Source organism: Franconibacter daqui, assembly GCF_014644275.1.
GTDB classification, from domain to species: Bacteria; Pseudomonadota; Gammaproteobacteria; order Enterobacterales; family Enterobacteriaceae; genus Franconibacter; species Franconibacter pulveris.
In genome coordinates, this window is record NZ_BMKJ01000002.1 from 431,843 (window position 1) to 454,840 (window position 22,998).

At 56.4% G+C, this 22,998-nt stretch carries 20 protein-coding genes; 11 read left to right on the plus strand and 9 right to left on the minus strand.

From position 1 onward, the window contains the following. Positions 1-70 precede the first annotated feature (70 nt). The gene (gene kduD, locus IEX01_RS11355) at positions 71-832 is read left to right on the plus strand and encodes a 2-dehydro-3-deoxy-D-gluconate 5-dehydrogenase KduD (protein WP_024560351.1); all 762 of its coding nucleotides are present in this window, start codon (positions 71-73) and stop codon (positions 830-832) included. Between the two features lie 385 nt (positions 833-1,217). On the opposite strand, the gene IEX01_RS11360 is transcribed toward kduD, so the two are convergent. The 4 genes from IEX01_RS11360 to IEX01_RS11375 are packed head-to-tail and all read right to left on the minus strand — an operon-like array spanning position 1,218 to position 5,458. Then, positions 1,218-2,507 (minus strand): ABC transporter substrate-binding protein, encoded by a 1,290-nt coding sequence (locus IEX01_RS11360; protein WP_188723863.1) that lies wholly within the window; start codon positions 2,505-2,507, stop codon positions 1,218-1,220. A 13-nt stretch (positions 2,508-2,520) separates the two neighbouring features. After that, the gene (locus IEX01_RS11365) at positions 2,521-3,648 is read right to left on the minus strand and encodes an ABC transporter ATP-binding protein (protein ID WP_024555509.1); all 1,128 of its coding nucleotides are present in this window, start codon (positions 3,646-3,648) and stop codon (positions 2,521-2,523) included. 12 nt (positions 3,649-3,660) lie between these two features. Then, entirely contained in the window at positions 3,661-4,575 is a 915-nt protein-coding gene (locus IEX01_RS11370) for a carbohydrate ABC transporter permease (RefSeq protein WP_188723864.1), read from the minus strand. Continuing rightward, on the minus strand, positions 4,568-5,458 hold the full coding sequence (locus tag IEX01_RS11375; RefSeq protein ID WP_024555507.1) for a carbohydrate ABC transporter permease: 891 nt from the start codon (positions 5,456-5,458) through the stop codon (positions 4,568-4,570). The genes IEX01_RS11370 and IEX01_RS11375 overlap by 8 nt, the downstream gene beginning before the upstream one ends. A 599-nt stretch (positions 5,459-6,057) precedes the next feature. On the opposite strand from IEX01_RS11375, the gene wzz(fepE) reads away from it, so the two are divergent. After that, on the plus strand, positions 6,058-7,176 hold the full coding sequence (gene wzz(fepE), locus IEX01_RS11380) for an LPS O-antigen length regulator Wzz(fepE) (protein WP_024555506.1): 1,119 nt from the start codon (positions 6,058-6,060) through the stop codon (positions 7,174-7,176). Between the two features lie 46 nt (positions 7,177-7,222). On the opposite strand, the gene IEX01_RS11385 is transcribed toward wzz(fepE), so the two are convergent. Further along, on the minus strand, positions 7,223-7,546 hold the full coding sequence (locus IEX01_RS11385; RefSeq protein WP_024555505.1) for a cupin domain-containing protein: 324 nt from the start codon (positions 7,544-7,546) through the stop codon (positions 7,223-7,225). Between the two features lie 150 nt (positions 7,547-7,696). Here IEX01_RS11385 and IEX01_RS11390 point away from each other — a divergent pair, with 150 nt between their 5' ends. Then, positions 7,697-8,395: an aspartate/glutamate racemase gene (locus IEX01_RS11390; protein WP_024555504.1), complete on the plus strand. Its 699-nt coding sequence runs from the start codon at positions 7,697-7,699 to the stop codon at positions 8,393-8,395. On the opposite strand, the gene IEX01_RS11395 is transcribed toward IEX01_RS11390, so the two are convergent. After that, the gene (locus IEX01_RS11395; RefSeq protein ID WP_024555503.1) at positions 8,396-9,319 is read right to left on the minus strand and encodes a LysR family transcriptional regulator; all 924 of its coding nucleotides are present in this window, start codon (positions 9,317-9,319) and stop codon (positions 8,396-8,398) included. Positions 9,320-9,453: 134 nt separating this feature from the next. Here IEX01_RS11395 and lysA point away from each other — a divergent pair, with 134 nt between their 5' ends. Next, positions 9,454-10,716: a diaminopimelate decarboxylase gene (lysA, locus tag IEX01_RS11400; protein WP_188723865.1), complete on the plus strand. Its 1,263-nt coding sequence runs from the start codon at positions 9,454-9,456 to the stop codon at positions 10,714-10,716. Here lysA and IEX01_RS11405 read toward each other — a convergent pair. Continuing rightward, entirely contained in the window at positions 10,708-11,736 is a 1,029-nt protein-coding gene (locus tag IEX01_RS11405) for a LacI family DNA-binding transcriptional regulator (RefSeq protein ID WP_188723866.1), read from the minus strand. The two genes, lysA and IEX01_RS11405, sit on opposite strands and share 9 nt — an antisense overlap. Before the next feature lie 325 nt (positions 11,737-12,061). On the opposite strand from IEX01_RS11405, the gene IEX01_RS11410 reads away from it, so the two are divergent. From IEX01_RS11410 to IEX01_RS11430, 5 genes are all read left to right on the plus strand, one after another. Then, on the plus strand, positions 12,062-13,399 hold the full coding sequence (locus IEX01_RS11410; protein WP_188723867.1) for a PTS sugar transporter subunit IIC: 1,338 nt from the start codon (positions 12,062-12,064) through the stop codon (positions 13,397-13,399). Positions 13,400-13,406: 7 nt separating this feature from the next. Continuing rightward, entirely contained in the window at positions 13,407-14,834 is a 1,428-nt protein-coding gene (locus tag IEX01_RS11415) for a glycoside hydrolase family 1 protein (RefSeq protein ID WP_188723868.1), read from the plus strand. A 9-nt stretch (positions 14,835-14,843) separates the two neighbouring features. Next, on the plus strand, positions 14,844-15,161 hold the full coding sequence (locus IEX01_RS11420; protein ID WP_024559249.1) for a PTS sugar transporter subunit IIB: 318 nt from the start codon (positions 14,844-14,846) through the stop codon (positions 15,159-15,161). Positions 15,162-15,227: 66 nt separating this feature from the next. After that, on the plus strand, positions 15,228-16,001 hold the full coding sequence (locus IEX01_RS11425; RefSeq protein ID WP_024559248.1) for an FCD domain-containing protein: 774 nt from the start codon (positions 15,228-15,230) through the stop codon (positions 15,999-16,001). Continuing rightward, positions 15,998-16,447, plus strand: coding sequence for a GNAT family N-acetyltransferase (locus IEX01_RS11430; protein WP_188723869.1), 450 nt, complete (start codon positions 15,998-16,000; stop codon positions 16,445-16,447). The genes IEX01_RS11425 and IEX01_RS11430 overlap by 4 nt, the downstream gene beginning before the upstream one ends. Here IEX01_RS11430 and galR read toward each other — a convergent pair. Continuing rightward, entirely contained in the window at positions 16,435-17,451 is a 1,017-nt protein-coding gene (gene galR / locus IEX01_RS11435) for an HTH-type transcriptional regulator GalR (protein ID WP_024559246.1), read from the minus strand. The two genes, IEX01_RS11430 and galR, sit on opposite strands and share 13 nt — an antisense overlap. Before the next feature lie 994 nt (positions 17,452-18,445). Between galR and aas the strand changes: the two genes are divergently transcribed. Further along, a complete protein-coding gene (aas, locus tag IEX01_RS11440; RefSeq protein WP_188723870.1) occupies positions 18,446-20,605 on the plus strand; it encodes a bifunctional acyl-ACP--phospholipid O-acyltransferase/long-chain-fatty-acid--ACP ligase in 2,160 nt (719 codons plus the stop codon). After that, positions 20,598-21,788: a lysophospholipid transporter LplT gene (gene lplT, locus IEX01_RS11445; RefSeq protein ID WP_048887912.1), complete on the plus strand. Its 1,191-nt coding sequence runs from the start codon at positions 20,598-20,600 to the stop codon at positions 21,786-21,788. Before aas ends, lplT begins: the two co-directional genes overlap by 8 nt. A gap of 47 nt (positions 21,789-21,835) precedes the next feature. Here lplT and IEX01_RS11450 read toward each other — a convergent pair whose 3' ends face one another. Beyond that, positions 21,836-22,876 carry an NADP(H)-dependent aldo-keto reductase gene (locus IEX01_RS11450; protein ID WP_024561583.1) on the minus strand — a complete coding sequence of 347 codons (1,041 nt, stop codon included), beginning with the start codon at positions 22,874-22,876 and terminating at the stop codon, positions 21,836-21,838. Positions 22,877-22,998 lie beyond the last annotated feature (122 nt).

Here is a 22,998-nt window from a genome sequence, read left to right on the forward strand (position 1 = left end):
ATGCGAACTGCGGACAGCGTAATTACAGTCACGCCTGTTCGTGACAGGCTCGATTAACAAGGAAACACACATGATTCTGGATGCATTTTCTCTTCAAGGTAAAGTCGCTGTAGTATCCGGTTGCGACACCGGTCTGGGTCAGGGCATGGCTATCGGGCTTGCTGAAGCGGGTTGCGATATTGTCGGCATCAATATCGTTGAACCGACGGAAACCATCGAGCGCGTTACCGCGCTGGGCCGTCGTTTTCTGAGCCTGACCGCAGACCTGCGTAAAATTGATGTTATCCCTGAGCTTATTGAACGCGCGGTAGCGGAGTTCGGCCACGTTGACGTGCTGGTAAATAATGCGGGCCTGATCCGTCGTGACGACGCGATTAACTTCAGCGAGCAGGACTGGGATGATGTGATGAACCTGAACATCAAGAGCGTCTTCTTTATGTCCCAGACCGTGGCGAAGCAGTTTATCGCCCAGGGCAACGGCGGCAAAATCATTAATATCGCCTCCATGCTCTCTTTCCAGGGCGGCATCCGCGTGCCTTCTTACACCGCCTCGAAAAGCGGCGTCATGGGCATTACTCGCCTGATGGCTAACGAATGGGCGAAGCACAACATCAACGTTAACGCCATCGCGCCGGGTTATATGGCGACGAACAATACCCAACAGTTGCGTGCTGATGAACAGCGCAGCGCCGAGATTCTCGACCGTATCCCGGCGGGCCGCTGGGGTCTGCCGAGCGATCTGATGGGGCCGGTGGTGTTCCTTGCCTCCAGCGCTTCCGACTACATCAACGGCTACACCGTGGCGGTAGATGGCGGCTGGCTGGCGCGCTAAGCGCGAGCGATGTGTAGAAAAGCCTCCCTGTGCGGAGGCTTTTTTATTGCCGGCCTATGGAAGAAACGGCGGGCGGCGCTGCGGCTTTCAGCTGGCATTGAGGGGGAAGGTAAACCCGGGCGAGCGTGTTTCGCCCTTCACTCTGGCCCTCTCTCCACAAAGAGAAAGGGGGCGGGGTCGCGGGCGGCCAAAAGCCTGCTCGCTTTTCTCCTGTCAGGGTGAGGGCGCGTCAACTGCCTGTCGCATGAGCTACTATGCCAACACAGCGCCGCTGCGAGCGCTGCGTAAGCGTGAACAGTGCGAAGCGCTCACCTCACGCCTCTCCCGGAAAGGCAAAAAAATACCCCGCCGTAAACGGCAGGGCAGGGATACGCTACCAACACGCTTAACGCGCGGCGCGGCGCAAGATACGCTCCGCCTGACGCTGGAACTCGGCGGCGGTCTCTTCCACCGATTTCTGGCCGTAGTCGATATACTGCAGCGCGGTGCCGAACTGCGAAACGATCTGTGGGTCGTCAAAGTAAGGCGAAACCGCAAGCGTCGTTGGCAGCGACTGTGCCAGCTTCAGGCCCGCGACAGACGGATCTTCATCTTTGATAACGCCCTCTTTAGTCAGTTGTTCTACCGCCGCTTTGCTCAGCGGCACGCCGCGTTCAAGGCCAAGCGCCGCCACCCCTTCCTTGCTGTTCAGCAGGAAGTTAATCAACTGCGCGGCTTCTTTCGGGTGTTTAGTCGATTTGCCAATCGACAGCATCTGCGCCGGTTTAAAGAACAGGCCTGCGTCTTTGGCTTCCGGCAGCATCGGGTAGGCGCCAAGCTCCAGCTTCGCCGGCGGCTTCAGGTTGTCGGAGTATTTCGTGATGGTGGAGTTCCACATATAAGTGCCAGCCCACTCGCCCTGGATCCACGGCTTCATCTCATACATGTTGCTCTTGCCAAACGAGGCGTAGTACTTGGTGTCCGGCATCACGTGGCTGTCGATTAGCTTTTTGTACATGCCGAAAAACTCAACCCACTGCTCCTTGCTGTAGGCGAATTTTTTGGTTTTCTCGTCAACGGCCGCCAGGTTGTATTTCTGCACCATGTAAGAGTTGAGCAGCGCGAGCACGTCCTGATGCTCCAGCACGACCGGGTAATACTGTTTGCCGAGCTTGCTTTCAAAGGCTTTCCCCGCCGCCATCAGCGCATCCCAGGTTTTCGGGTATTCCACGCCCGCTTTTTTCCAGGTTTCATTGTTGTAATAGAACACGCGGGCGGTAACGGAAATCGGAATGCCGTTGAGCTTGCCGTTAACGGTGGTGGACTGCAGCTCTTTCGCGTCGAACTGGCTTAGGTCGATAATCTCTTTAACCTGGTTGAGATCGTAAAAGCCGTCGCCGTTTTTCGAGAAAATGGGCAACCAGTTCCAGTTAGTCTGCATTACGTCCGGCTCGGTGCCGCCCGCAATCTGCGTGGTGAGGCGCGAGAGGTGCCCGTCCCAGCCGGTATATTCTGGCTTCACGCTGATGTCCGGGTGCTGCTTGTGAAACTCCTCCAGCGCTTTCAGCGTCACCTGGTGACGGCCGTTGCCGCCCCACCAGGACATACGCAGGTCGACGTTTTCCGCCGCCAGAGAAGGGAAAGCGCCGAGGGTGAGGGTAGAGGAAATTGCTGCGCCCAGTAGTAATTTTTTCATTATTGGACTCCTGTCAAAGAGAGATGTTCTGTTCTGTTTTAGCGTCAAAAATATGACATTTATTCATGTCGAACTTAAAGTACACCTTACGATTAAGACCCTTAGCAATCATGGGCTTAGCTTCATCGGAAGGAATGCGGCAGGTGAGTTCGAAGTCCGCCACCTTCAGGTAGACGAAGAACTCATGCCCCATATTCTCTACGCGCACCAGCTCCCCGGCGCCGCACGCTTCGGCGTAAGGCGCGTCGCTGACGCAAACATATTCCGGACGCACGCCGAAGAAGACATCCTGGCCGACGTAACCCGCGAGCTTCTCCTGCTGACGGTCAGTGAGCGCCAGCGTATCGTTGCCTACCGTCACAAACAGGCGTCCTGCTTTTTCCACCACCTTGCCAGGCTTGATGTTCATCTCCGGCGCGCCGATAAAACCTGCCACGAACATGTTTTTCGGAAAGTGATAGAGGTTGTCCGGCGTATCGACCTGCATGATGTGGCCAAGCTTCATCACGCAGATGCGGTCACCCATGGTCATCGCTTCGGTCTGGTCGTGGGTAACATAAACCGTGGTGGCAGGCTTGCCGCTCTGCTTAAGCTGCTTGTGCAAATCGGAAATACGGATGCGCATCGAGGCGCGCAGCTTGGCGTCGAGGTTGGAGAGCGGCTCGTCAAACAGGAAGACGTCCGGTTTTTTCACGATGGCGCGGCCTACCGCCACGCGCTGCGCCTGGCCGCCGGAGAGCTGACGCGGCAGGCGGTCGAGCAGTTCGTCAAGCTCAAGGATTTTCGCCGCTTCGTCAACCTGGCGGGCGATCTGCTCTTTCGGCAGCTTGCTGAGCTTCAGGCCGAAGGCGAGGTTTTCGCGCACCGTCATGTGCGGATAAAGCGCGTAGTTCTGGAACACCATCGCGATGCCGCGCTCTTTCGGCGCCAGGTTGTTTACCACCTTCTCGCCGATTTTTACTTCGCCGCCGCTGATGGTTTCAAGGCCCGCCAGCATGCGAAGCGTAGTGGATTTAGCGCAGCCCGACGGGCCGACAATCACCATAAACTCGCCGTCCGCGATCTTCAGGTCGATACCATGAACCGCTTTAAAGCCGTTGGAATAGACTTTTTCTAACTTATTGAAAATGACCTCAGCCATGATATTCCCTCGTTAACCTTTAATTCCGCTGCTGGCCACGCCCTGCACGAAGTAACGCTGGGCCAGGAAGAAGACGATGATGGACGGCAGAATGGAGATGCTCGCCATTGCCAGAATTTCGTTCCACGGCGCCCCTTCGGTGACGTCGATGGACATTTTGAGCGCCAGCGCGATGGGGTATTTATCCACGCTGTAGACGTAGATCAGCGGCCCGATAAAGTCGTTCATCGACCACATAAACTGGAACAGCGCGACCGAAATCATGGCGGGTTTGAGGATCGGCACAACCACGTACCACAGCACCTGGAACGAGTTGCAGCCGTCGATTTGCGCCGCCTCCTCCATGTCGCGCGGTACGCCGCGCAAAAACTGGATCAGCATGAAAACAAAGAAACCCTGGGTGGCGAAAGCCATCGGCAGCCAGAGCGGCAGATAGCTGTTGAGCATGCCCATTTCGCGGAACATCAGATACTGCGGAATCAGCAGCACGGTGCTCGGCAGCAGCATGGTGGCGATAAGCGTGGCGAACCAGAACTTCTTACACGGGATCTCAAAGCGCGCGAAGCCGTACGCCACAACGGTGGAAGAGATAACAGTCAGCACCACTTTTGGGATCACATACTTAAACGTGTTCAGCATGTAGTGGCCGAAGTTGTACTCGGTGCCGGTTTTCCAGCCGTTAATAAAGCCATCCCAGGTGGCGTGGGTCGGCCACAGACCGAGCGTTGTGAAAATCTCATGGTTCGGCTTAAACGACGCTGAAAACATCCAGGCCAGCGGGTAGAGCATCAGCAGGCCGACAAACAGCAAAATCACGTAGCGGATGGCGCGGCTCACTTTTTCGCGTCGCAGGGTGCGCGCCACTTCGCGGTCGGCGTTGCTTATGGCAGGCCGCGGCGAGAGTTGTTCCTGTTGAATATCAGCCATTTTTGCCTCCCTTATCGGCGGAGTAGAAGACCCAGTATTTTGAAGACTTGAAGGCTATGGAGGCGAACAGCGCCACCACCAGGAACAGCACCCACGCCAGCGCCGCGCCGTAACCCATGTCGAAGTACTTGAACGCCGTGTCGTAGATATAGAGCGAGAAGAGATAGGTGTAGTAGGTCGGGCCGCCGCCGGTAATGACGTAGGGACCGGTAAACTCCTGGAACGCCTGGGTGGTTTGCATGATGAAGTTGAAGAAAATGACCGGTGTAATCAGCGGCACGGTCACTTTCATAAACATCTGCCATTTCGACGCGCCATCGATCATCGCCGCTTCATACTGCGACTGCGGAACGTTTTGCAGCGCCGCAAGGAAAATCACCATCGCGGAGCCAAACTGCCAGACGCGCAGCAGCGTGACTGACATCAGCGCAAGCGAAGGTTCGCCCAGCCAGTTCACCGGGTCTACGCCAAACACGCCGATAAAACTGTTCAGCAAGCCGTCGATGGCGAACAGCGCACGCCACAGCACGGCGATGGCGACGGAGCTGCCGAGAATCGAGGGAATGTAATACGCGGTGCGGAAAAAACCGATGCCGCGCAGTTTAAAATTGAGCACAAACGCGATGCCCAGCGCGAAGGCGAGCTTCAGCGGGATAGTCAGAAATACATAGGCAAACGTGACGCCCATTGATTTCCAGAACAGGTCATCTTCCGTCAGCATATAGCGGTAATTTTCAATACCGTTAAATACCGGCGGGTTCATCAAATCGTACTCGGTAAAGCTGAGTAAGAAAGAAGAAACAAAGGGAAAGGCCGTAAAGACTATCAGCCCTATTATGTAGGGCGATATCCAGGCCAGCCCCAGCAGCTTGTTTTCATTCATACATACCTACCTGGCAATCGAGGGGTTAGAAATCAGATGCGTATCACCGCGACAGCAAAAGCGCCTGTGGGAATCAGGGGGCGCATAGGTTTGCTATCTATTTGTTTTTATTGCTTTTTTAAACAAGATGCTGCGGTGTGGCGTACCACCACAAATCCATCATCCCGCATTTATGAACCGCCATTTCTTTTTTGTAAAACGGTGTTTTAATTTATTTTATTGCTATTTGTTTTGTCGTCATTCGATAAATGGCGGAAATGTGATCGGAGTCGAAACGGCGTTTCGAAAACTTGAAGCAGGCGGGATTTTGCAAAAAAAATGCGAGTACTATATTTGGTAGGTTATCGGATTTATGATTGATTCAAGCTGTTTGTATTCGCAATAATAATGAATCAGCTGATTTTCCAGTCATCGAAACAGGGAATAGTTTCCTTCTTGTTACCTGATTTAATTAGGCTTGTCAAAGGGATGTCCCTCCTGGCTATACATTGTGCGCATAACGATGAAGCTTGATATAAGCGCAATCATTACAGGCAATATAGTTTCATTATTAATAATTTTTACTTGACTATTCATACGCAACTACTTATTCGCTCATTATGTCTTCTATTGAAATCAAAAATGATTCACCGGCTCAACCTGGCGGCCTTTCTTTTCAACGCACCCGGCATGAAGAAATAGATTTACTTTCTATACTGCAAGTGCTTTTCCATTCAGCTAAAACGGTGATTTTCGTTACCGCTGTGTTTGCTGTACTCGGCGCGACGCTGGCTTTGCTCATGCCGCAGAAATGGACCAGCGAGGCGGTAATCTCTACGGCTGAAACGCCACAGCTTATCGAATTGCAACGTATGTTTATTCAGTTGCAGGTGCTGGATGTTGATACACAAATTGATGCCAAATATCTCGAAAGCCTGTTTCTGAAAAAGTTTGATTCCCGAAGCGTGCAGGAAGCTTTTCTGCGCTCTTCGCCATGGGTTCAGGTGCAGTTAAGCAAAGCGCAGGGGGATACGGCAAGCCTGCAGCGCGCCATCGCAAATGTGGCGCAGAGGTTCAAAATGCAGTCTAACGATAACCCTAAAATAGCCTCGCCTTACAGCTCCTGGACGCTTAGCTTCACCGCGCCGAAAGCGCAGGATGCACAGCGAGTGCTGTCTGATTACATTAATTACGTTTCGCTTGCGGTACAGAAAGAGGTGATTGCAAACCTGCGCTCAGCCGTAGATTTAAAAAGCCGTGTGGAAGAGAGCCGCCTGGCGCTTGAGCGTAATAATCTCGTCAATCAGCATAATATCGCCATTCAGCGCCTGCACTACTCGCTGGAAGTGGCTAACGCGGCGGGCATTAAAAAACCCGTTTACAGCAATGGCCAGGCGGTAAAAGATGACCCGGATTATTCCATCGCGCTGGGCGCAGACGGGCTGGCGCAAAAGCTTGAGATTGAACGTTCCATTAAAGATGTCTCAGAGCTGAACGCGGCGATTCAGAATCGCGAATATCGCCTGGCGGAGCTGAAAAAGCTCAATGTGGAAGAGACGGATTTTACGCCGGTTAACTTCCAGATGTCCGCTTCCCTGCCAATGAAAAACGACGGTCCTGGTAAATTAATCGTACTGGTGATGGCGACACTCGCAGGTCTGATAGTTGCCTGCGGCATAGTGCTTCTTCGTCACGCCATGGCGCAACGTGTTATGCGTGAACCCGCTATTTTGCCGTAAGCTATAGCGCTTCTTAAAGCCGCCTGTGGGCGGCTTTTTTATTTGTTTATTTCAGGAAATCTTCGCGCACTGGCGTGAACGTATCGAGCAGCGTCCCGGGTTTCAGGCAGACGCAGCCGTGCATGACATACGGTTTTTTATAGAGCGTATCCCCCGCGCTGACACGGTGCGTCTCTTCACCGATGGTGAATTCGAACTCGCCGGAGAGCACATAGGTGAGCTGCTCATGGGGATGGTTGTGCATCGGGCCAACGGCGCCCGCCTCAAAATGCACCTCTACCGCCATCATTTTGCCGTCGTGGGCAAGAATACGGCGCGACACGCCATTGCCAAGATCGTCAAGCCGGGTCTCTTTGTGGAAGATAAACATGTAGCCGCCTCTTAATAAATAAAACAATGTTTCAAATAATCTATCTCAGCCTGTTGATAAAAGAAACGGGAGCGGCGCGAAGTGGAAAGCCGATCACATTTAGCGCCGCTGTCTGGTATAAATCCTTTAAAGTGTATTCACGGAGGCGATATGAAAACCATTGGCTTACTGGGCGGCATGAGTTGGGAATCCACCGTACCTTACTATCGGTTGATTAACGAAGGGGTAAAAGCGCGGCTGGGCGGGCTGCATTCAGCGAAAATCGTGCTGCATAGCGTCGATTTTCACGAAATAGAAGCCTGCCAGTCGAGCGGCGAATGGGACCGGGCGGGGGAGATGCTGGCGCAGGCCGCGCTGGGTCTGCAAAAAGCGGGCGCTGAGGGCATAGTGCTGTGCACAAACACCATGCACAAGGTGGCGCACCATATTGAATCCCGCTGCGAATTGCCGTTTTTGCATATCGCTGGCGCCACCGGGCGAGCTATTCGTGAAGCAGGTCTGCAAACCGTGGCGCTGCTTGGCACGCGCTATACCATGGAGCAGGATTTCTACAGCGGTCGGCTCGAGAGCGATTATGGCATCCGCTCGTTAACGCCTGACGAAGCGGCAAGAGCACGCATCAACCAGATCATTTTCGACGAGCTTTGCTGCGGCCAGTTCACCCCAGCGTCAAAAGCGTTTTATCAGCAGGAGATAGCAAAGCTGGTGGCGCAAGGGGCGCAGGGCGTGATTTTCGGCTGCACGGAAATTGGCCTGTTGCTAAATCAGGACGATTGCCCGGTGCCGGTGTTTGATACCGCCGCCATTCACGCCGCTGAGGCGGTGAATTTTATGCTGGGCGAAGCATAATCAGCCCGCCAGCAGCGCTTCAAGCGGCGCGGTGAAGCGGCTCATCTGCTGTTGAAGATGAGCGCTGAAGGCTTCCACCAGCGCCGAGGCGGGGCGGTGCAGGGGGCGGATAAGGCTCACGGTAAAAGGCACCGCCACGCTGAAACGCCGCACTACCACGCCGCTTGCGGCGTAATCCAGCGCGGTAAGCGGGTTTACCACGGAGATGCCTACGCCTGCGCGCACCATTGCGCAGACCGACGCGGCGCTGTGCGTCTCCAGCACCATACGCCGCTTGACCTCGTGCTCCTGAAACAGCGAATCCAGCAGTTGACGGTAACTGTCGGTGCGCGAGAGGCTAATGTAATTTTCCCCTTCGAAATCCTGCGGCGTCAGCGCCGCTTTTTTCGCGAGCCGGTGACCTGCCGGGAGCACGCACACTTCGTTTAAGGTCAGCAGCGTCAGGCGTTCAGTACCGGCGGGGGTGGTGATGTTTTCCGTTAGCCCCAAGTCATGGCGCTGGGCGGAGAGCCATTCTTCCAGCAGCGGCGACTCCTGCGGCACGATATTCAGGCTTACCTGCGGATAACGGGCAAGGAACGGCTCCAGCAGCAGCGGTAAAAAAGATTGCGAGAAAACCGGCAGGCAGGCGATGGACAGCTCGCCCTGGCGAAACTCGCGCAGGCTTTCGGCGGCGCTGACAATCCGGTCCAGCCCATACCAGGAACGCTGCACCTCTTCAAACAGCCGCAGCCCTTGCACGGTGGGGTGTAACCGCCCGCGGCTGCGGGTAAACAGCTGCAGGCCAATCAGCTTTTCAAAGCGCGCCAGTTCCCGGCTGACGGTGGGTTGCGAGGTATGCAGCAGGTTAGCCGCCTCGGTCACATTACCGGCGGTCATCACCGCATGAAAAATTTCGATATGACGCAGCGTAACGCCGGGCATGGCTGGCTCCTTTTACCGGGCGGGGAAGGCAATCTGCAACTCCATATCATTTTTGCATAGACTCCCGAGAAAACGATATTTTTTCTTCACTCCCGCCTGTGGCGTAATGAGGCAAAGCGAATAAGGAGCCTGCTATGCCACGTCCGTTAAACAATACTGATACCGCCCTGAATGCGGCCAACCTCATTACCCTTCCCGCGCAGTTTGGCTGCCCGGTCTGGGTTTATGACGCGCAGATTATTCGCGATCGCATCGCACAGCTGCAGCAGTTCGACGTGGTGCGTTTCGCTCAGAAAGCCTGTTCTAATATTCACATCCTGCGCCTGATGCGCGAGCGGGGCGTGAAAGTGGATTCCGTCTCGCTCGGTGAAATCGAGCGCGCGCTGGCAGCGGGATACGATCCGCAGAGCAACCCGGACGATGTAGTCTTTACCGCCGACGTGATAGACGACGCGACGCTTGCGCGCGTAAGCGAACTGCGCGTGCCGGTAAATGCCGGTTCGGTGGATATGCTTGAACAGCTCGGGGCCGTGTCGCCAGGCCATCGCGTCTGGCTGCGCGTCAACCCGGGCTTCGGCCACGGTCACAGCCAGAAAACCAATACCGGCGGCGAAAACAGCAAGCACGGCATCTGGTACAGCGATCTGCCGCATGCGCTGGCCGTGATGCAACGCTATCAACTGAAGTTAGTTGGTATTCACATGCATATCGGCTCCGGCGTGGACTACGGTCATCTGGAGCAGGTGTGCGGCGCGATGGTGCGCCAGGTGGTGGAGTTCGGCCAGGATCTGGAAGCCATCTCCGCAGGCGGCGGGCTTTCCATCCCGTATCGTTACGGTGAAGAAGCTATCGATACTGCGCACTATTTCGGTCTCTGGAACGGTGCGCGCGAGAAAATCGCCGATCATCTTGGCCACCCGGTAAAGCTTGAAATCGAACCTGGCCGTTTTCTGGTGGCGGAGTCCGGGGTGCTGATCTCGCAGGTGCGCAGCGTCAAGCAGATGGGATCGCGCCATTTTGTGTTGATCGACGCGGGCTTTAACGATCTGATGCGGCCTGCCATGTACGGCAGCTATCATCACATTTCCGCGCTGGCGGCGGACGGGCGGGATCTTAGCAAAAACCCGCTCATCGACACGGTAGTAGCCGGGCCGCTGTGCGAGTCAGGAGACGTGTTTACCCAGCAGGAAGGCGGCAAGGTGGAAACCCGCGCATTGCCGGAAGTGAAGCCTGGCGACTATCTGGTGCTGCACGATACCGGCGCGTATGGCGCATCGATGTCGTCTAACTACAACAGCCGTCCGCTGTTGCCGGAAGTGCTGTTTGATAACGGCGAACCGCGATTAATTCGCCGTCGTCAGACCATCGAAGAGTTGCTGGCGCTGGAGTTACTCTGAATCTTGCGGGCCGTCATAGTACGGCCCTTTTGTTACGGAGTCGCGCAGCACCAGTGTGCCGGTAAACGGCGGAATGGGTTCCAGCGGCTCGTCGTTGGCAAGGCGGATAGCCTGGTCGATGGCGGTAGTAATCATGTTGTCGATGGGCAAGTAGACGGTGGAAAGCCCCGGCTCCAGCCATGCGGCGCTGGGGGCGTCGTCAAAACCAAACAGCGAGATATCTTCCGGTATGCGCAGCCCCGCCTGGTGCAGCGCTTTCGACGCGCCAAGCGCCATGTCGTCGTTTCCGGCGAACAGCGCGGTAAATTTCACGCCGCTTTCCAGCAGCTCCTGACAGCGCTCATAGCCGCTTTGCATTTTTGAGTCGCCGTTTTTCACCCGCCGCTCATCCCAGGCAATCCCATGTTTTTCAAGCGCTTTGCGGTAGCCCTCCAGCCGCGCTTTGCCGGTTGGCGTGTTAATCGGCACCGTAATGCAGCCAATCTCCCGGTGTCCCTGGGCAATCAGATAATCCACCGCCTGAAAGGCGGCGTCCTGCTGTTCGAAGAAAACGCAGCGCTCGCGCGCCTGGCTGACGTCGCGGTTAATCACCACCAGCGGCACGCCGATAGAATGGATGAGCGACATTATCTCTTTTTCGCTCATGTGGCGGGTGTAGAGCACGATGGCGTCGCACTGGCGGTCGGCGAGCATCTGCACCGCTTCCAGCTCGCGGGCGGGCGCGTCGTGCCCGTCGGTGACAATCAGCTGTTTGCCGTGGGTTTCCGTCTGGCGCGACGCCTGTTGCAACAGGCGGCCAAAGTAAAAGCCGTCGAAGGTGGAGAGCACCAGACCAATGCTGTTGCTGGTGCGGTGAGCCAGCGATCGGGCAAGAAAATTGGGCCGGTAGCCCAGCTCTTCCATCGCCCGGAACACCTGCTTACGGGTGCTCTCTTTCACCTGCCCGGTGCCGTTCAGCACGCGCGAGACGGTAGCCTTTGAAACGCCCGCACGCAGTGAAACATCCAGCATCGTCGCCATTCATTACTCTCCTGTCACTTATTGCTGTGCAGTTTATCACAGCGCGCCGCTTGTTGAGCGCGGCGGGGCGTGCTTACGCCAATAGCTCCGGCGCGATCACGCTTTCAGAAGGCAATTTTAACGGCAGGTAAATGCCCTGCTAATAAAAAGGGAATGTGGTATGCCAAATTGGCAGTGAAACGCGATTGCGGAATACCAATCTCCCGGAGTGCGAGATCAGTCACAGATAATTACCGCAGCGGGTTCTATGTTTTGGCATACCAAAAAACGGAAGTACGCGGTCTCCGTCCATCATAACAACAGCCCCCAACTGAGGTCATACCCTATGGCACTACAGGAAAAGCTGATCGATTCGCTGGGCAGTTTCGCCACGAAATTCAACAGCTACCGCTACATTATGGCGATCAAAGCCTCGTTCATTACCCTGATGCCGGTCATCATCGTCGGCGCGTTTTCCGTGCTTATCTCCAACATGGTGCTGGACCCGAAAAACGGTCTGGCCAGCTTCCAGGCGCTGTCGTTTCTCGCCGCGCTGAAGCCCATCACCAGCGCGATTAACTACGCCACGCTTAACTTTTTAAATATCGGCGCGGTCTTTTTGATTGGTATCGAGCTTGGCCGCATCAATGGCATCAAAACGCTCTTTCCCGGCCTGCTGGCGGTTATCTGTTTCATCTGCGTCACGCCGACCACGCTTGAGATGATGATCGACGGCCAGATGCACGTGGTGAAAGATGTGCTGGCGCGCCAGTTCTCCGATACCCGCAGCCTGTTCCTCGGCATGTTTATCGCCATCCTTTCGGTGGAAATTTACTGCTGGCTGGAGAGCCGCCCGGGGTTGCGCATCAAAATGCCGGACACCGTGCCGCCTAATGTTTCCGCCTCGTTTTCCGCATTGATCCCGGCCATTATCACCACGACCGTTATCGCGACATTCGGCTTTGTCTTCCATCAGCTGACCGGCATGTACCTTTACGATGCGGTTTATCAGGTGGTGCAGCAGCCGCTGGAGCGCGTGGTGCAAAGCCTGCCCGGGATCCTGCTGTTGATGTTTGTCGCGCAGCTTTTCTGGGTGATCGGCATTCACGGCAATCAGATGATTAAGCCCATTCGCGAACCGCTGCTGCTTGGCGCGATAACCGTCAACATGAGCGCTTTCGAGCAGGGCAAAGAGGTGCCGAACATCATCACCATGCCGTTCTGGGATGTGTATATGAGCATCGGCGGCTCCGGGCTGACCATCGGCCTGCTGATTGCGGTGATGATCGCCACCAAACGTAAAGAGATGAAAGAGATAGCCAAGCTCTCGTTCGGCCCGGGCATCTTTAACATCAACGAGCCGGTCATTTTTGGTATGCCGATCATGCTCAACCCCATCCTCGCCATTCCTTTCATTATCGCGCCGCTGGTCACCGGCACGATTGGCTATTTCGCCACCGTAACGGGCTTTGCCGGTAAAGCGGTGGTTATGGTGCCCTGGACCACGCCGCCGCTTATCAACGCCTGGCTCTCCACGGCGGGGTCGATGGGCGCGGTAGTGACCCAACTGGTCTGCATTCTGGTTTCAATTCTGATTTACCTGCCGTTTGTGAAAGTGGCTTCTCGTCGCGCCGAGCAGGCGCAGTTGCAGGCCGCCAACCCGGAAATGGCGAAAAACGCGTGAGGACATCATGAGTCAAAAAAGCATTACCATTCCGCAGGATTTCATTCTGGGCGCGGCCTCGTCCGCCTGGCAGACCGAAGGCTGGAGCGGCAAGAAAGAGGGCCAGGATTCGTATATGGATATCTGGTACAAGAATGACCGCCACGTCTGGCACGAGGGCTACGGCCCGGCGGTGGCGACTGACCTCTACAACCGCTACCGGGAAGAGGTGGCGCTAATGAAGCAGGCGGGGCTGACGCATTACCGCACCTCCATCAACTGGTCGCGCTTTTTTACCGATTACGAAAAGGGCGTGGTGGACGAAGAGTACGCCCGCTATTACGACAACTTTATCGACGAGATGCTGGCGGCCGGCATTGAGCCGATGATCTGCCTTGAGCACTATGAGCTGCCTGCTTATCTGTTTGAAAACTACGGCGGCTGGGCGTCGAAGAAGGTGGTTGAGCTGTTTGCGCTGTACGCCGAAAAGGTGTTTGAGCGTTATCACCACAAAGTGTCGCGCTGGTTTACTTTCAACGAACCCATTGTGGTGCAAACGCGGGTATATCTGGACGCGCTGCGCTGGCCGTATGAGCAGAACACCTCCACCTGGATGCAGTGGAATCACCATAAAAACCTCGCCACGGCGAAAGTGGTGAAGCTGTTTCGCGAGAAGGGCTATACCGGCAGCGTGGGGGCTATCCTGAACCCGGAAGTGACCTATCCGCGTTCCAGCGCGCCGCACGATGTGAAAGCGGCGGAAATGTACGATCTCTTTTATAACCGCGTATTTCTCGACCCGATGGTCCACGGCCGCTATCCGCAGGCGCTGGTGGCGCTGCTGGAGCAACATGGCGTGCAGTGGGACTACAGCGCCGACGAGCTGGCGCTCATTCGCGACAACACCGTCGATGAGCTTGGCATCAACCTTTATTACCCGCACCGGGTGAAAGCGCCGTCGCGCGCCTGGAACCCGCAAACGCCGTTCCATCCGGCTTATTACTATGAGCCTTTCGAGCTGCCGGGACGACGGATGAATAAATCCCGCGGCTGGGAAATTTACCCGCGCATTATTTATGACATGGCGATGCGCATCAAAAACGACTACCGCAACATCCCGTGGTTTATCGCTGAAAGCGGCATGGGCATTGAGAACGAAGGGCAGTTTCGCAACGCCGAAGGGGTCATTCAGGATGACTACCGCATTGGTTTTATCAGCGAGCACCTCTACCGGACGCTGCTTGCCCGCGAAGCCGGGGCGAACTGCCAGGGCTACATGCTCTGGGCCTTTACCGACAATGTCTCGCCGATGAACGCGTTCAAAAACCGCTATGGGCTGATTGAAATAGATCTGCAAAACAACCGGGCGAGACGGGCTAAGAAATCGGCGGGCTGGTACCGGGCGCTTCGAGAAACCCGCACGCTGACCCTGAACATTGATGATGACTGGAAATAAGGAGCGACCATGAAACGTATCGTACTGTGCTGTTCCGCAGGCATGTCCACCTCGCTGGTGGTGACCAAAATGGAAAAGGCGGCGGCGGAGCGGGGGCTGGAGTACCGCATCTACGCTATCCCGGAGCAAAACCTGCGCGATGAACTGCAAAGCCACGCCGCCGAAATCCAGGCGGTGCTGCTCGGCCCGCAGGTGCGCTTCAAGCTTGCCGAAAATAAAAAGCTGACCGACGAGCACCACATCCCTATCGACGTTATCGATACGGTAGCCTATGGCACCTTAAACGGCGCGAAAGTTCTCGATCAGGCGCTGAGTCTGGTAATCTAGTGCGCGTTTTTTCCGCATTTAAGGCGGGGAAGCTTCTCAGGCTCAATTCAGTACACAGGTGATATCGTGGATAAGGTGGTTGTTCCGCCCGAAAAAAAGCAGTACCAGGAGATTGGTGAGGACCTCAGGGAGCAGATAATCCAGGGCCACTATCCTGTCGGTTCGCGGCTGCCACCGGAGCGTAATATTGCGGAAAAGTACGGCGTCAGCCGCACCATCGTGCGCGAGGCGCTGTTGATGCTGGAGCTGCAGGGCACGGTGGATATCCGCCAGGGCTCCGGCGTCTACGTCATGCGTATTCCTACGGAAAATGAAACTGAGGAAGAGCGTTTTTTCAACAGCGACATCGGTCCGTTTGAAATGCTCCAGGCGCGCCAGCTGCTGGAGAGCAATATCGCCGCCTTCGCGGCGAAAATGGCCACCAAAGCCGATATCGATAACCTTAAGCGCATTCTGGAGCAGGAGCAGCGCGCCATCGCGATGAGCGACAGCAGCCAGGATAATTACAAGCTGTTTCATCTGGTGCTGGCGGGCGCTTCGCAAAACCAGATGCTGCTCGCCACGGTGGAGAGCATCTGGCGCCATATGGACAGCAGCCCGCTCTGGCAGCAGTTGCACGCCCATCTTGAAAGCCGCAGCTACCGCCTGAAGTGGCTTGGCGAACACCAGACCATTCTTGCCGCTCTGCGCCGTCGCGATGTCATGGGCGCCTGGCAGGCGATGTGGCAGCATCTTGAAAACACCAAAAACAGCCTGCTGGAGCTTTCAGACGCCGATGCGCCCGATTTCGACGGCTATTTGTTTGAATCCGTACCTATTTTTCAGGGCAAAATGCAGTGATTATTCAGCCGCTTTATGACGCGCCGCAGCATGCGGAGCAGGTGACCGACTGGCTCTGGCAGGCTTTCGGCCCCACGCAGCCGCGCGACTTTTTCGCCAGCATCGTTAACCACAGCCAGAAACCCGGCGCGCTGCCGCTGACGTTTATCGCCACCGAGGGCGAAAAGCTGCTGGGCACGGTCGGGTTATGGCGCTGCGATTTAATCAGCCGCCAGGATCTCTTCCCGTGGCTCGCCGCGCTTTATATTGATGAATCGCAGCGCGGCAAGGGGCTGGGGGGAATGTTGCAGGAGACGGTGACAGGATTTGCCCGAAGCCTTGGCTTTACCGAACTTTATCTCTATTCCGCCTGCAAAAATTATTACGAACGTTCAGGCTGGCAATACATTGGCGACGCCCTGGAATATCCCGATAAATCTGTTCACCTCTACCGCTACGGGCTTTGATTCTCCAGCGGCGCGCCGACGGAGTGGCGGCGCACCAGCGTAGGGCTGAAAAGGTGGGTGACTTCCGGCGGCGTGCGGTTATCGGCGAGCGCCAGCGCGAGTTCTGCCGCCTGGGTCGCCATCGTCACGATGGGGTAGCGAATTGTGGTGAGCCTTGGACGAACGTAGCGTGAAACCAGCACGTCATCGAAGCCGATAAGCGAAATCTCTTTCGGCACGTCAATGCCGTTGTCGTTCAGCACCCCCATCGCGCCCGCCGCCATGGAGTCGTTATAGCAGGCCACGGCGGTAAACTGTTTTCCTCGCCCCAGCAGTTCGGTCATCGCCTGTTCGCCGCCACTCTCATCCGGTTCGCCGAAGCTCACCAGCCTTTCGTTGCAGGGCAAACCGTGCTCTTTCAGGGCGTCGTAATAGCCCTGAAGCCGGTCTTCGGCATCCGAAATAGCGTGGTTGGAGCACAGGTAGCCGATGCGGGTGTGGCCTTGTTGAATCAGGTGGCGGGTGGCGAGCCATGCGCCGTAGCGGTCATCCAGCGCCACGCAGCGACGCTCGAAACCTGGCAAAATGCGGTTAATCAGCACCATGCCGGGAATTTGCTTCATTAGCGGCGCCAGTTCTTCATCGGGGATCATCTTGGCGTGCACCACCAGCGCGGCGCAGCGGTGGCGGATGAGTTGCTCTATCGCCTGCCGCTCTTTCAGTTCATTGTGGTAGCCATTGCCGATAAGCAAAAAATTGTTGGTGTTATAGGCGACCTGTTCCACCGCTTTCGCCATGGCGCCAAAAAAGGGATCGGACACATCGCTGACCACCAGGCCCACGGTTTCAGTGGTTTGCTGTGCGAGCGCGCGGGCGTTGGCGTTGGGGTGATAATTCAGCGTTTCCATGGCCTCCAGCACCGCCTGGCGGGAAGCATCGCTGGCTTTTGGCGAGTCGTTAATGACGCGAGACACGGTGGCGACAGAGACTCCAGCAAGCCGCGCAACATCCTTTATAGTCGCCATAAAATACCTTCTGCATGGGTAAACGTTTACACATGGTTAAGTGTTACGGAAAAACCGCGCCACTTCAAGCAACTGGCCATAAACATGGGCGCGTTTTGTGGACCATATCCAAAAGCGGGGTGTAATTGTTACATCTGACGGCGCTCTGTCATCTGTAACGGAAAAAGGGGGAATAATGTCAAACAAAACCTTTGGTTACACTTTGCGATGGGCTGTTGCGATTGGCCTGTAGCGGCAGAGAAATCGTCGCTGGTAGAGTTGAGATCCCAGAGGTATTGATAGGTGGTGTCAGTTAACTACTGACCACAAGCATTACACCAACCTGCGCGGATGCGCAGGTTTTTTTTTGCCTGTCATTCAGGTTTATCTGCGGGTGCCAATAACCAGCGATATTGCCAGGTGGTGTCAGTTAACTACTGACCACAAGCATTACCCAGGCCTTCGCGGATGCGCAGGTTTTTTTTTGCCTGTCATTCAGGTTTATCTGCGGGTGCCAATAATCAGCGATATTGCCAGGTAGCGTCAGTTAACTACTGACCACAAGCATTACCCAAGCCTTCGCGGATGCGCAGGTTTTTTTTGCCTGTCATTCAGGTTTATCTGCGGATGCCAATAACCAGCGATATTGCCAGGTGGTGTCAGTTAACTGCTGACCACAAGCATTACCCAAGCCTTCGCGGATTGCGCAGGTTTTTTTTGCCTGTCATTCAGGTTTATTGCCGGCATGTTTATCTGCGGGTGCTAATAACCAGCGATAGTGCCAGGTAGCGTCAGTTAACTACTGACCACAAGTATTACCCAGGCCTTCGCGGATGCGCAGGTTTTGACGCTCGTTCATGCCCCCTGTAATCCGCCTCGCGCTATTCCGAATTGTGTCGCTGTAGCCACTCCCCGCGTCCTTTCCCGGCTTTCAACTGTCGCTCATCCCCGACAACTCGTGTAATCTGCCGCGACTATACTTCATCCTTGATAACTGAAGACAAAGGGAGTTGAGATGCTATTTGGATTTTTCCGCAACCTCTTTCGCATACTGTTCCGCGTACAGCTTCACGGCGATATTCGGGCGCTGAGTCAGCCGCGCGTTTTAATCACGCCCAATCATGTCTCGTTTATGGATGGGATCCTGCTGGCGCTCTTTTTACCGGTGCGTCCTGTATTTGCCGTCTATACCTCTATCAGCAGCCAGTGGTATATGCGCGCGCTGACCTCGTTTATCGATTTCGTGCCACTGGACCCGACAAAACCGATGTCCATCAAGCAACTGGTGCGCTTAATCGGCCAGGGCAGACCGGTGGTGATTTTCCCGGAGGGACGTATTTCGGTCAGCGGCTCGCTGATGAAAATTTATGACGGGGCCGGGTTCGTCGCCGCGAAATCGGGCGCGACGGTTGTACCGATGCGTATTGAAGGCGCAGAACTCACCTTTACCAGCCGCCTGAAGGGTCTGGTGAAACGTCGCCTCTTCCCGGCTATCGACCTGCATATTCTGCCGCCCACCACCATTGCGATGCCGGATGCGCCGCGCGCGCGCGATCGCCGCCGTCTGGCCGGGGAAATGCTGCACCAGATTATGATGGAAGCGCGGATGGCGGTGCGTCCGCGTGAAACGCTGTTCGAGGCGCTGCTTTCAGCGGCGCACCGCTACGGCGAAGGCAAAAACTGCCTGGAAGATATCAACTTTAAACCGGACAACTACCGCAGCTTGCTGAAAAAGACGCTGTTTGTCGGCCGGATTCTCGATAAATACAGCAAGCCTGGCGAAACTATCGGCCTGATGCTGCCCAACGCCGCCATCAGCGCCGCCGTGATTTTCGGCGCGTCTATGCGCGCGCGCGTTCCGGCGATGATGAATTACACCGCCGGGGTGAAAGGGCTTAACAGCGCCATCACCGCCGCGCAGATCAAAACCATCTTTACCTCCCGTCAGTTTATTGAGAAAGGCAAGCTTGGCCATCTGATTGAGCAAATCACCTCGGTTCGCTGGGTCTTTCTTGAAGATCTGCGCGGCGAAATCACCACGGCCGATAAGCTGTGGATTTTCGGCCACCTGCTGGCGCCCCGCCTGGCGCAGGTCGCGCAGCAGCCGGAAGACGCCGCGATGGTGCTTTTCACCTCAGGCTCGGAAGGCAACCCGAAAGGGGTGGTGCACAGCCATAAAAGCCTGCTCGCAAACGTTGAGCAGATCCGCACCATCGCCGATTTTACCGCCCGCGACCGCTTTATGTCGGCGCTGCCGCTGTTCCACTCTTTTGGCTTAACGGTAGGGCTGTTCACGCCGCTCTTCACCGGCGCGGAAGTCTTTCTTTACCCAAGCCCGCTACATTACCGCGTGGTGCCGGAGCTGGTCTATGACCGCAACTGCACCGTGCTGTTCGGCACCTCAACGTTCCTCGGCCATTACGCCCGCTTTGCTCATCCTTATGATTTCTACCGCGTTCGCTATGTGGTCGCTGGCGCGGAAAAACTGCAGGAGAGCACAAAGCAAATCTGGCAGGACAAATTCGGCCTGCGCATTCTGGAAGGCTATGGCGTAACGGAATGCGCCCCGGTGGTTTCCATTAACGTGCCGATGGCGGCAAAGCCTGGCACTGTCGGGCGCATTCTTCCTTCTATGGACGCGCGCCTGCTGGCCGTGCCGGGCATTGAGCAGGGCGGGCGTTTACAGCTGAAAGGCCCGAACGTGATGAAGGGCTATCTGCGGGTGGAGAAACCGGGCGTACTGGAGGAGCCGACGGCGGAGAACGCCAACGGCGAGAGCGAGAAAGGCTGGTACGACACCGGCGATATCGTCACCTTTGACGAACAGGGGTACGTGGTTATTCAGGGACGCGCCAAACGCTTTGCGAAAATCGCTGGCGAAATGGTTTCGCTGGAAATGGTGGAGCAGCTGGCGCTGGCGGTTTCGCCGGAGAAAATGCACGCCACGGCTATCAAGAGCGATGCCGCCAAGGGCGAAGCGCTGGTGCTGTTTACCACCGACAGCGAACTGACGCGTGAAAAACTCCAGCAGCAGGCGCGAACCTACGGCGTGCCGGAGCTGGCGGTGCCGCGCGATATCCGCTACCTCAAGCAGTTGCCGGTGCTGGGCAGCGGTAAGCCCGATTTTGTTACTCTCAAATCGATGGTCGACCAGGACGAACAGACGCATGCATGATGCCAACCATTCTACGTCGCTCTTTTCCCGCGGCATGCTGGCGGTTATCGCCGCGCAGTTTTTATCCGCCTTTGGCGATAACGCGCTGCTCTTCGCCACGCTGGCGGTGCTGAAAGCGCAGTTTTACCCGGACTGGAGCCAGCCGGTGCTGCAAATGGTATTCGTCGCCGCCTATATCCTTTTCGCGCCGTTTGTCGGCCAGGTGGCGGACAGTTTCGCCAAAGGACGGGTGATGATGGTGGCGAACAGCCTGAAGCTGCTTGGCGCGGCGGCTATCGGCCTTGGCTTTAATCCGTTCATCGGCTATACGCTGGTGGGGATTGGCGCGGCGGCTTACTCGCCCGCGAAGTATGGCATTCTTGGCGAGCTGACCACCGGCGACCGGTTAGTAAAAGCCAACGGCCTGATGGAGTCGTCCACCATCGCCGCCATCCTTGTCGGCTCGGTGGCGGGCGGGGTGCTGGCGGACTGGCACATCGGCGCGGCGCTGGCGGTTTGCGCGCTGGTCTACGCCGGCGCGGTAGTGGCGAACCTGTTTATTCCGCAGCTCGCCCCGGCGCGTCCGGGGCAGTCATGGCGCTTTACGCCGATGACCCGCAGCTTCTTTAACGCCTGCCGGGTGCTGTGGCGAAACGACGAAACGCGATTTTCGCTGGTCGGCACCAGCCTGTTCTGGGGCGCAGGGGTGACGCTGCGTTTCCTGCTGGTGCTGTGGGTGCCGGTGGCGCTCGGCATTACCGATAACGCCACGCCGACCTACCTTAACGCGATGGTGGCGATCGGCATCGTGCTTGGCGCGGGCGCGGCGGCGAAGCTGGTGACGCTTGAAACCGTATCGCGCTGCATGCCGGCGGGCATCCTGATTGGCGTGGCGGTTATCGTGTTCGCGCTCCAGCAGGCGCTGCTGCCTGCTTATCTGCTGCTGATGCTGATTGGCATTTTCGGCGGCTTTTTCGTGGTGCCGCTCAATGCGCTATTGCAGGAGCGCGGTAAGCGCTCGGTAGGCGCAGGGAATGCGATAGCGGTACAAAACCTTGGCGAAAACACCGCCATGCTGCTGATGCTGGGGCTCTATTCCCTGGCGGTAAAAGCAGGGGCCCCGGTGGTGGGCATTGGCGTCGGCTTCGGCGCTATTTTTGCGCTGGCCATCGCCGGGCTCTGGTTCTGGCGACGCAAGCAGTAATAAAAAAACCCGCTCCGGCGGGTTTTTTTACAGACGAACCCCAGACCTTACGGCGCCGGGTAGGTATACACCTGATGCACCGCTTCCAGCTCTGCCATGACCTCTTCGCTTAATTCCAGATGCAGGCTTTCCACATTGGTTCTCAGCTGCTCAAGCGTGGTGGCGCCAAGCAGGGTGCTGGCGACAAACGGCTGGCGACGCACAAAAGCCAGCGCCATTTGCGCCGGATCCAGCCCGTGGCGCTTGGCGATCTCTACATAGGCCGCCACCGCTTTTTGCGACTGCTCGCTGCTGTAGCGCGTAAAGCGGCTGAACAGCGTATTGCGGGCGCCCGCAGGCTTCGCGCCGTTCAGATATTTGCCGGTCAGCGTGCCGAAGGCGAGACAGGAGTAGGCCAGCAGTTCAACGCCTTCAAACTGGCTGACTTCCGCAAGGCCGACTTCAAAGCTGCGGTTAAGCAGGCTGTAGGGGTTCTGGATAGTCACGATACGCGGCAGATCGTGCTTTTCCGCCAGGTGCAGATAGCGCATCACGCCCCAGGCGGTTTCGTTCGAGACGCCGATATAGCGAATTTTCCCGGCGCGCTGGTATTCAGCCAGCGCTTCCAGCGTTTCGAGGATCGTTACGGCAGGCGCACCCTCCGTCCAGCTGTAGCCCAGTTTGCCAAAGCAGTTCGTCGGGCGCTGTGGCCAGTGCACCTGATAAAGGTCGAGATAGTCGGTTTGCAGACGCTTAAGGCTTTCATCCAGCGCAATACGGATATTCTTGCGATCCAGCGCCTGGTTCGGGCGTATGCCGCTGTCATTGTTGCGGCTCGGCCCGCTTACTTTGGAGGCGATGATCAGCTTTTCGCGATTGCCACGCTTTTTCAGCCAGTTGCCGACATAGGTTTCGGTCAGCCCTTGCGTTTCCGGTCGTGGCGGGACGGGGTACATTTCCGCCACGTCAATGAGGTTTATCCCCTGACTTACCGCGTAATCAAGCTGCTCATGCGCATCGGCTTCGCTGTTTTGCTCACCAAAGGTCATGGTGCCCAGTCCCAGTGTACTTATCTCAAGTGAGCTATGAGGGATACGGTGATAATGCATAGCCGGCTTCCTTATTTTTAGACTGCGTCAGGCACTTCCCGACAAAGGAATATAAACATGGCAGAGGGGGACCAAAAGGGGAAGGGGAGGCCGCACAAAAAACGAAAAGGCCAGCGGAAAAA

Coding starts and splice junctions, on each gene's coding strand:
- kduD (WP_024560351.1), top strand. CDS start 71: ATGATTCTGGATGCATTTTCTCTTCAAGGTAAAGTCGCTGTAGTATCC.
- IEX01_RS11360 (WP_188723863.1), bottom strand. CDS start 2,507: ATGAAAAAATTACTACTGGGCGCAGCAATTTCCTCTACCCTCACCCTC.
- IEX01_RS11365 (WP_024555509.1), bottom strand. CDS start 3,648: ATGGCTGAGGTCATTTTCAATAAGTTAGAAAAAGTCTATTCCAACGGC.
- IEX01_RS11370 (WP_188723864.1), bottom strand. CDS start 4,575: ATGGCTGATATTCAACAGGAACAACTCTCGCCGCGGCCTGCCATAAGC.
- IEX01_RS11375 (WP_024555507.1), bottom strand. CDS start 5,458: ATGAATGAAAACAAGCTGCTGGGGCTGGCCTGGATATCGCCCTACATA.
- IEX01_RS11385 (WP_024555505.1), bottom strand. CDS start 7,546: ATGTTTATCTTCCACAAAGAGACCCGGCTTGACGATCTTGGCAATGGC.
- IEX01_RS11390 (WP_024555504.1), top strand. CDS start 7,697: ATGAAAACCATTGGCTTACTGGGCGGCATGAGTTGGGAATCCACCGTA.
- IEX01_RS11395 (WP_024555503.1), bottom strand. CDS start 9,319: ATGCCCGGCGTTACGCTGCGTCATATCGAAATTTTTCATGCGGTGATG.
- lysA (WP_188723865.1), top strand. CDS start 9,454: ATGCCACGTCCGTTAAACAATACTGATACCGCCCTGAATGCGGCCAAC.
- IEX01_RS11405 (WP_188723866.1), bottom strand. CDS start 11,736: ATGGCGACGATGCTGGATGTTTCACTGCGTGCGGGCGTTTCAAAGGCT.
- IEX01_RS11410 (WP_188723867.1), top strand. CDS start 12,062: ATGGCACTACAGGAAAAGCTGATCGATTCGCTGGGCAGTTTCGCCACG.
- IEX01_RS11415 (WP_188723868.1), top strand. CDS start 13,407: ATGAGTCAAAAAAGCATTACCATTCCGCAGGATTTCATTCTGGGCGCG.
- IEX01_RS11420 (WP_024559249.1), top strand. CDS start 14,844: ATGAAACGTATCGTACTGTGCTGTTCCGCAGGCATGTCCACCTCGCTG.
- galR (WP_024559246.1), bottom strand. CDS start 17,451: ATGGCGACTATAAAGGATGTTGCGCGGCTTGCTGGAGTCTCTGTCGCC.
- aas (WP_188723870.1), top strand. CDS start 18,446: ATGCTATTTGGATTTTTCCGCAACCTCTTTCGCATACTGTTCCGCGTA.
- lplT (WP_048887912.1), top strand. CDS start 20,598: ATGCATGATGCCAACCATTCTACGTCGCTCTTTTCCCGCGGCATGCTG.
- IEX01_RS11450 (WP_024561583.1), bottom strand. CDS start 22,876: ATGCATTATCACCGTATCCCTCATAGCTCACTTGAGATAAGTACACTG.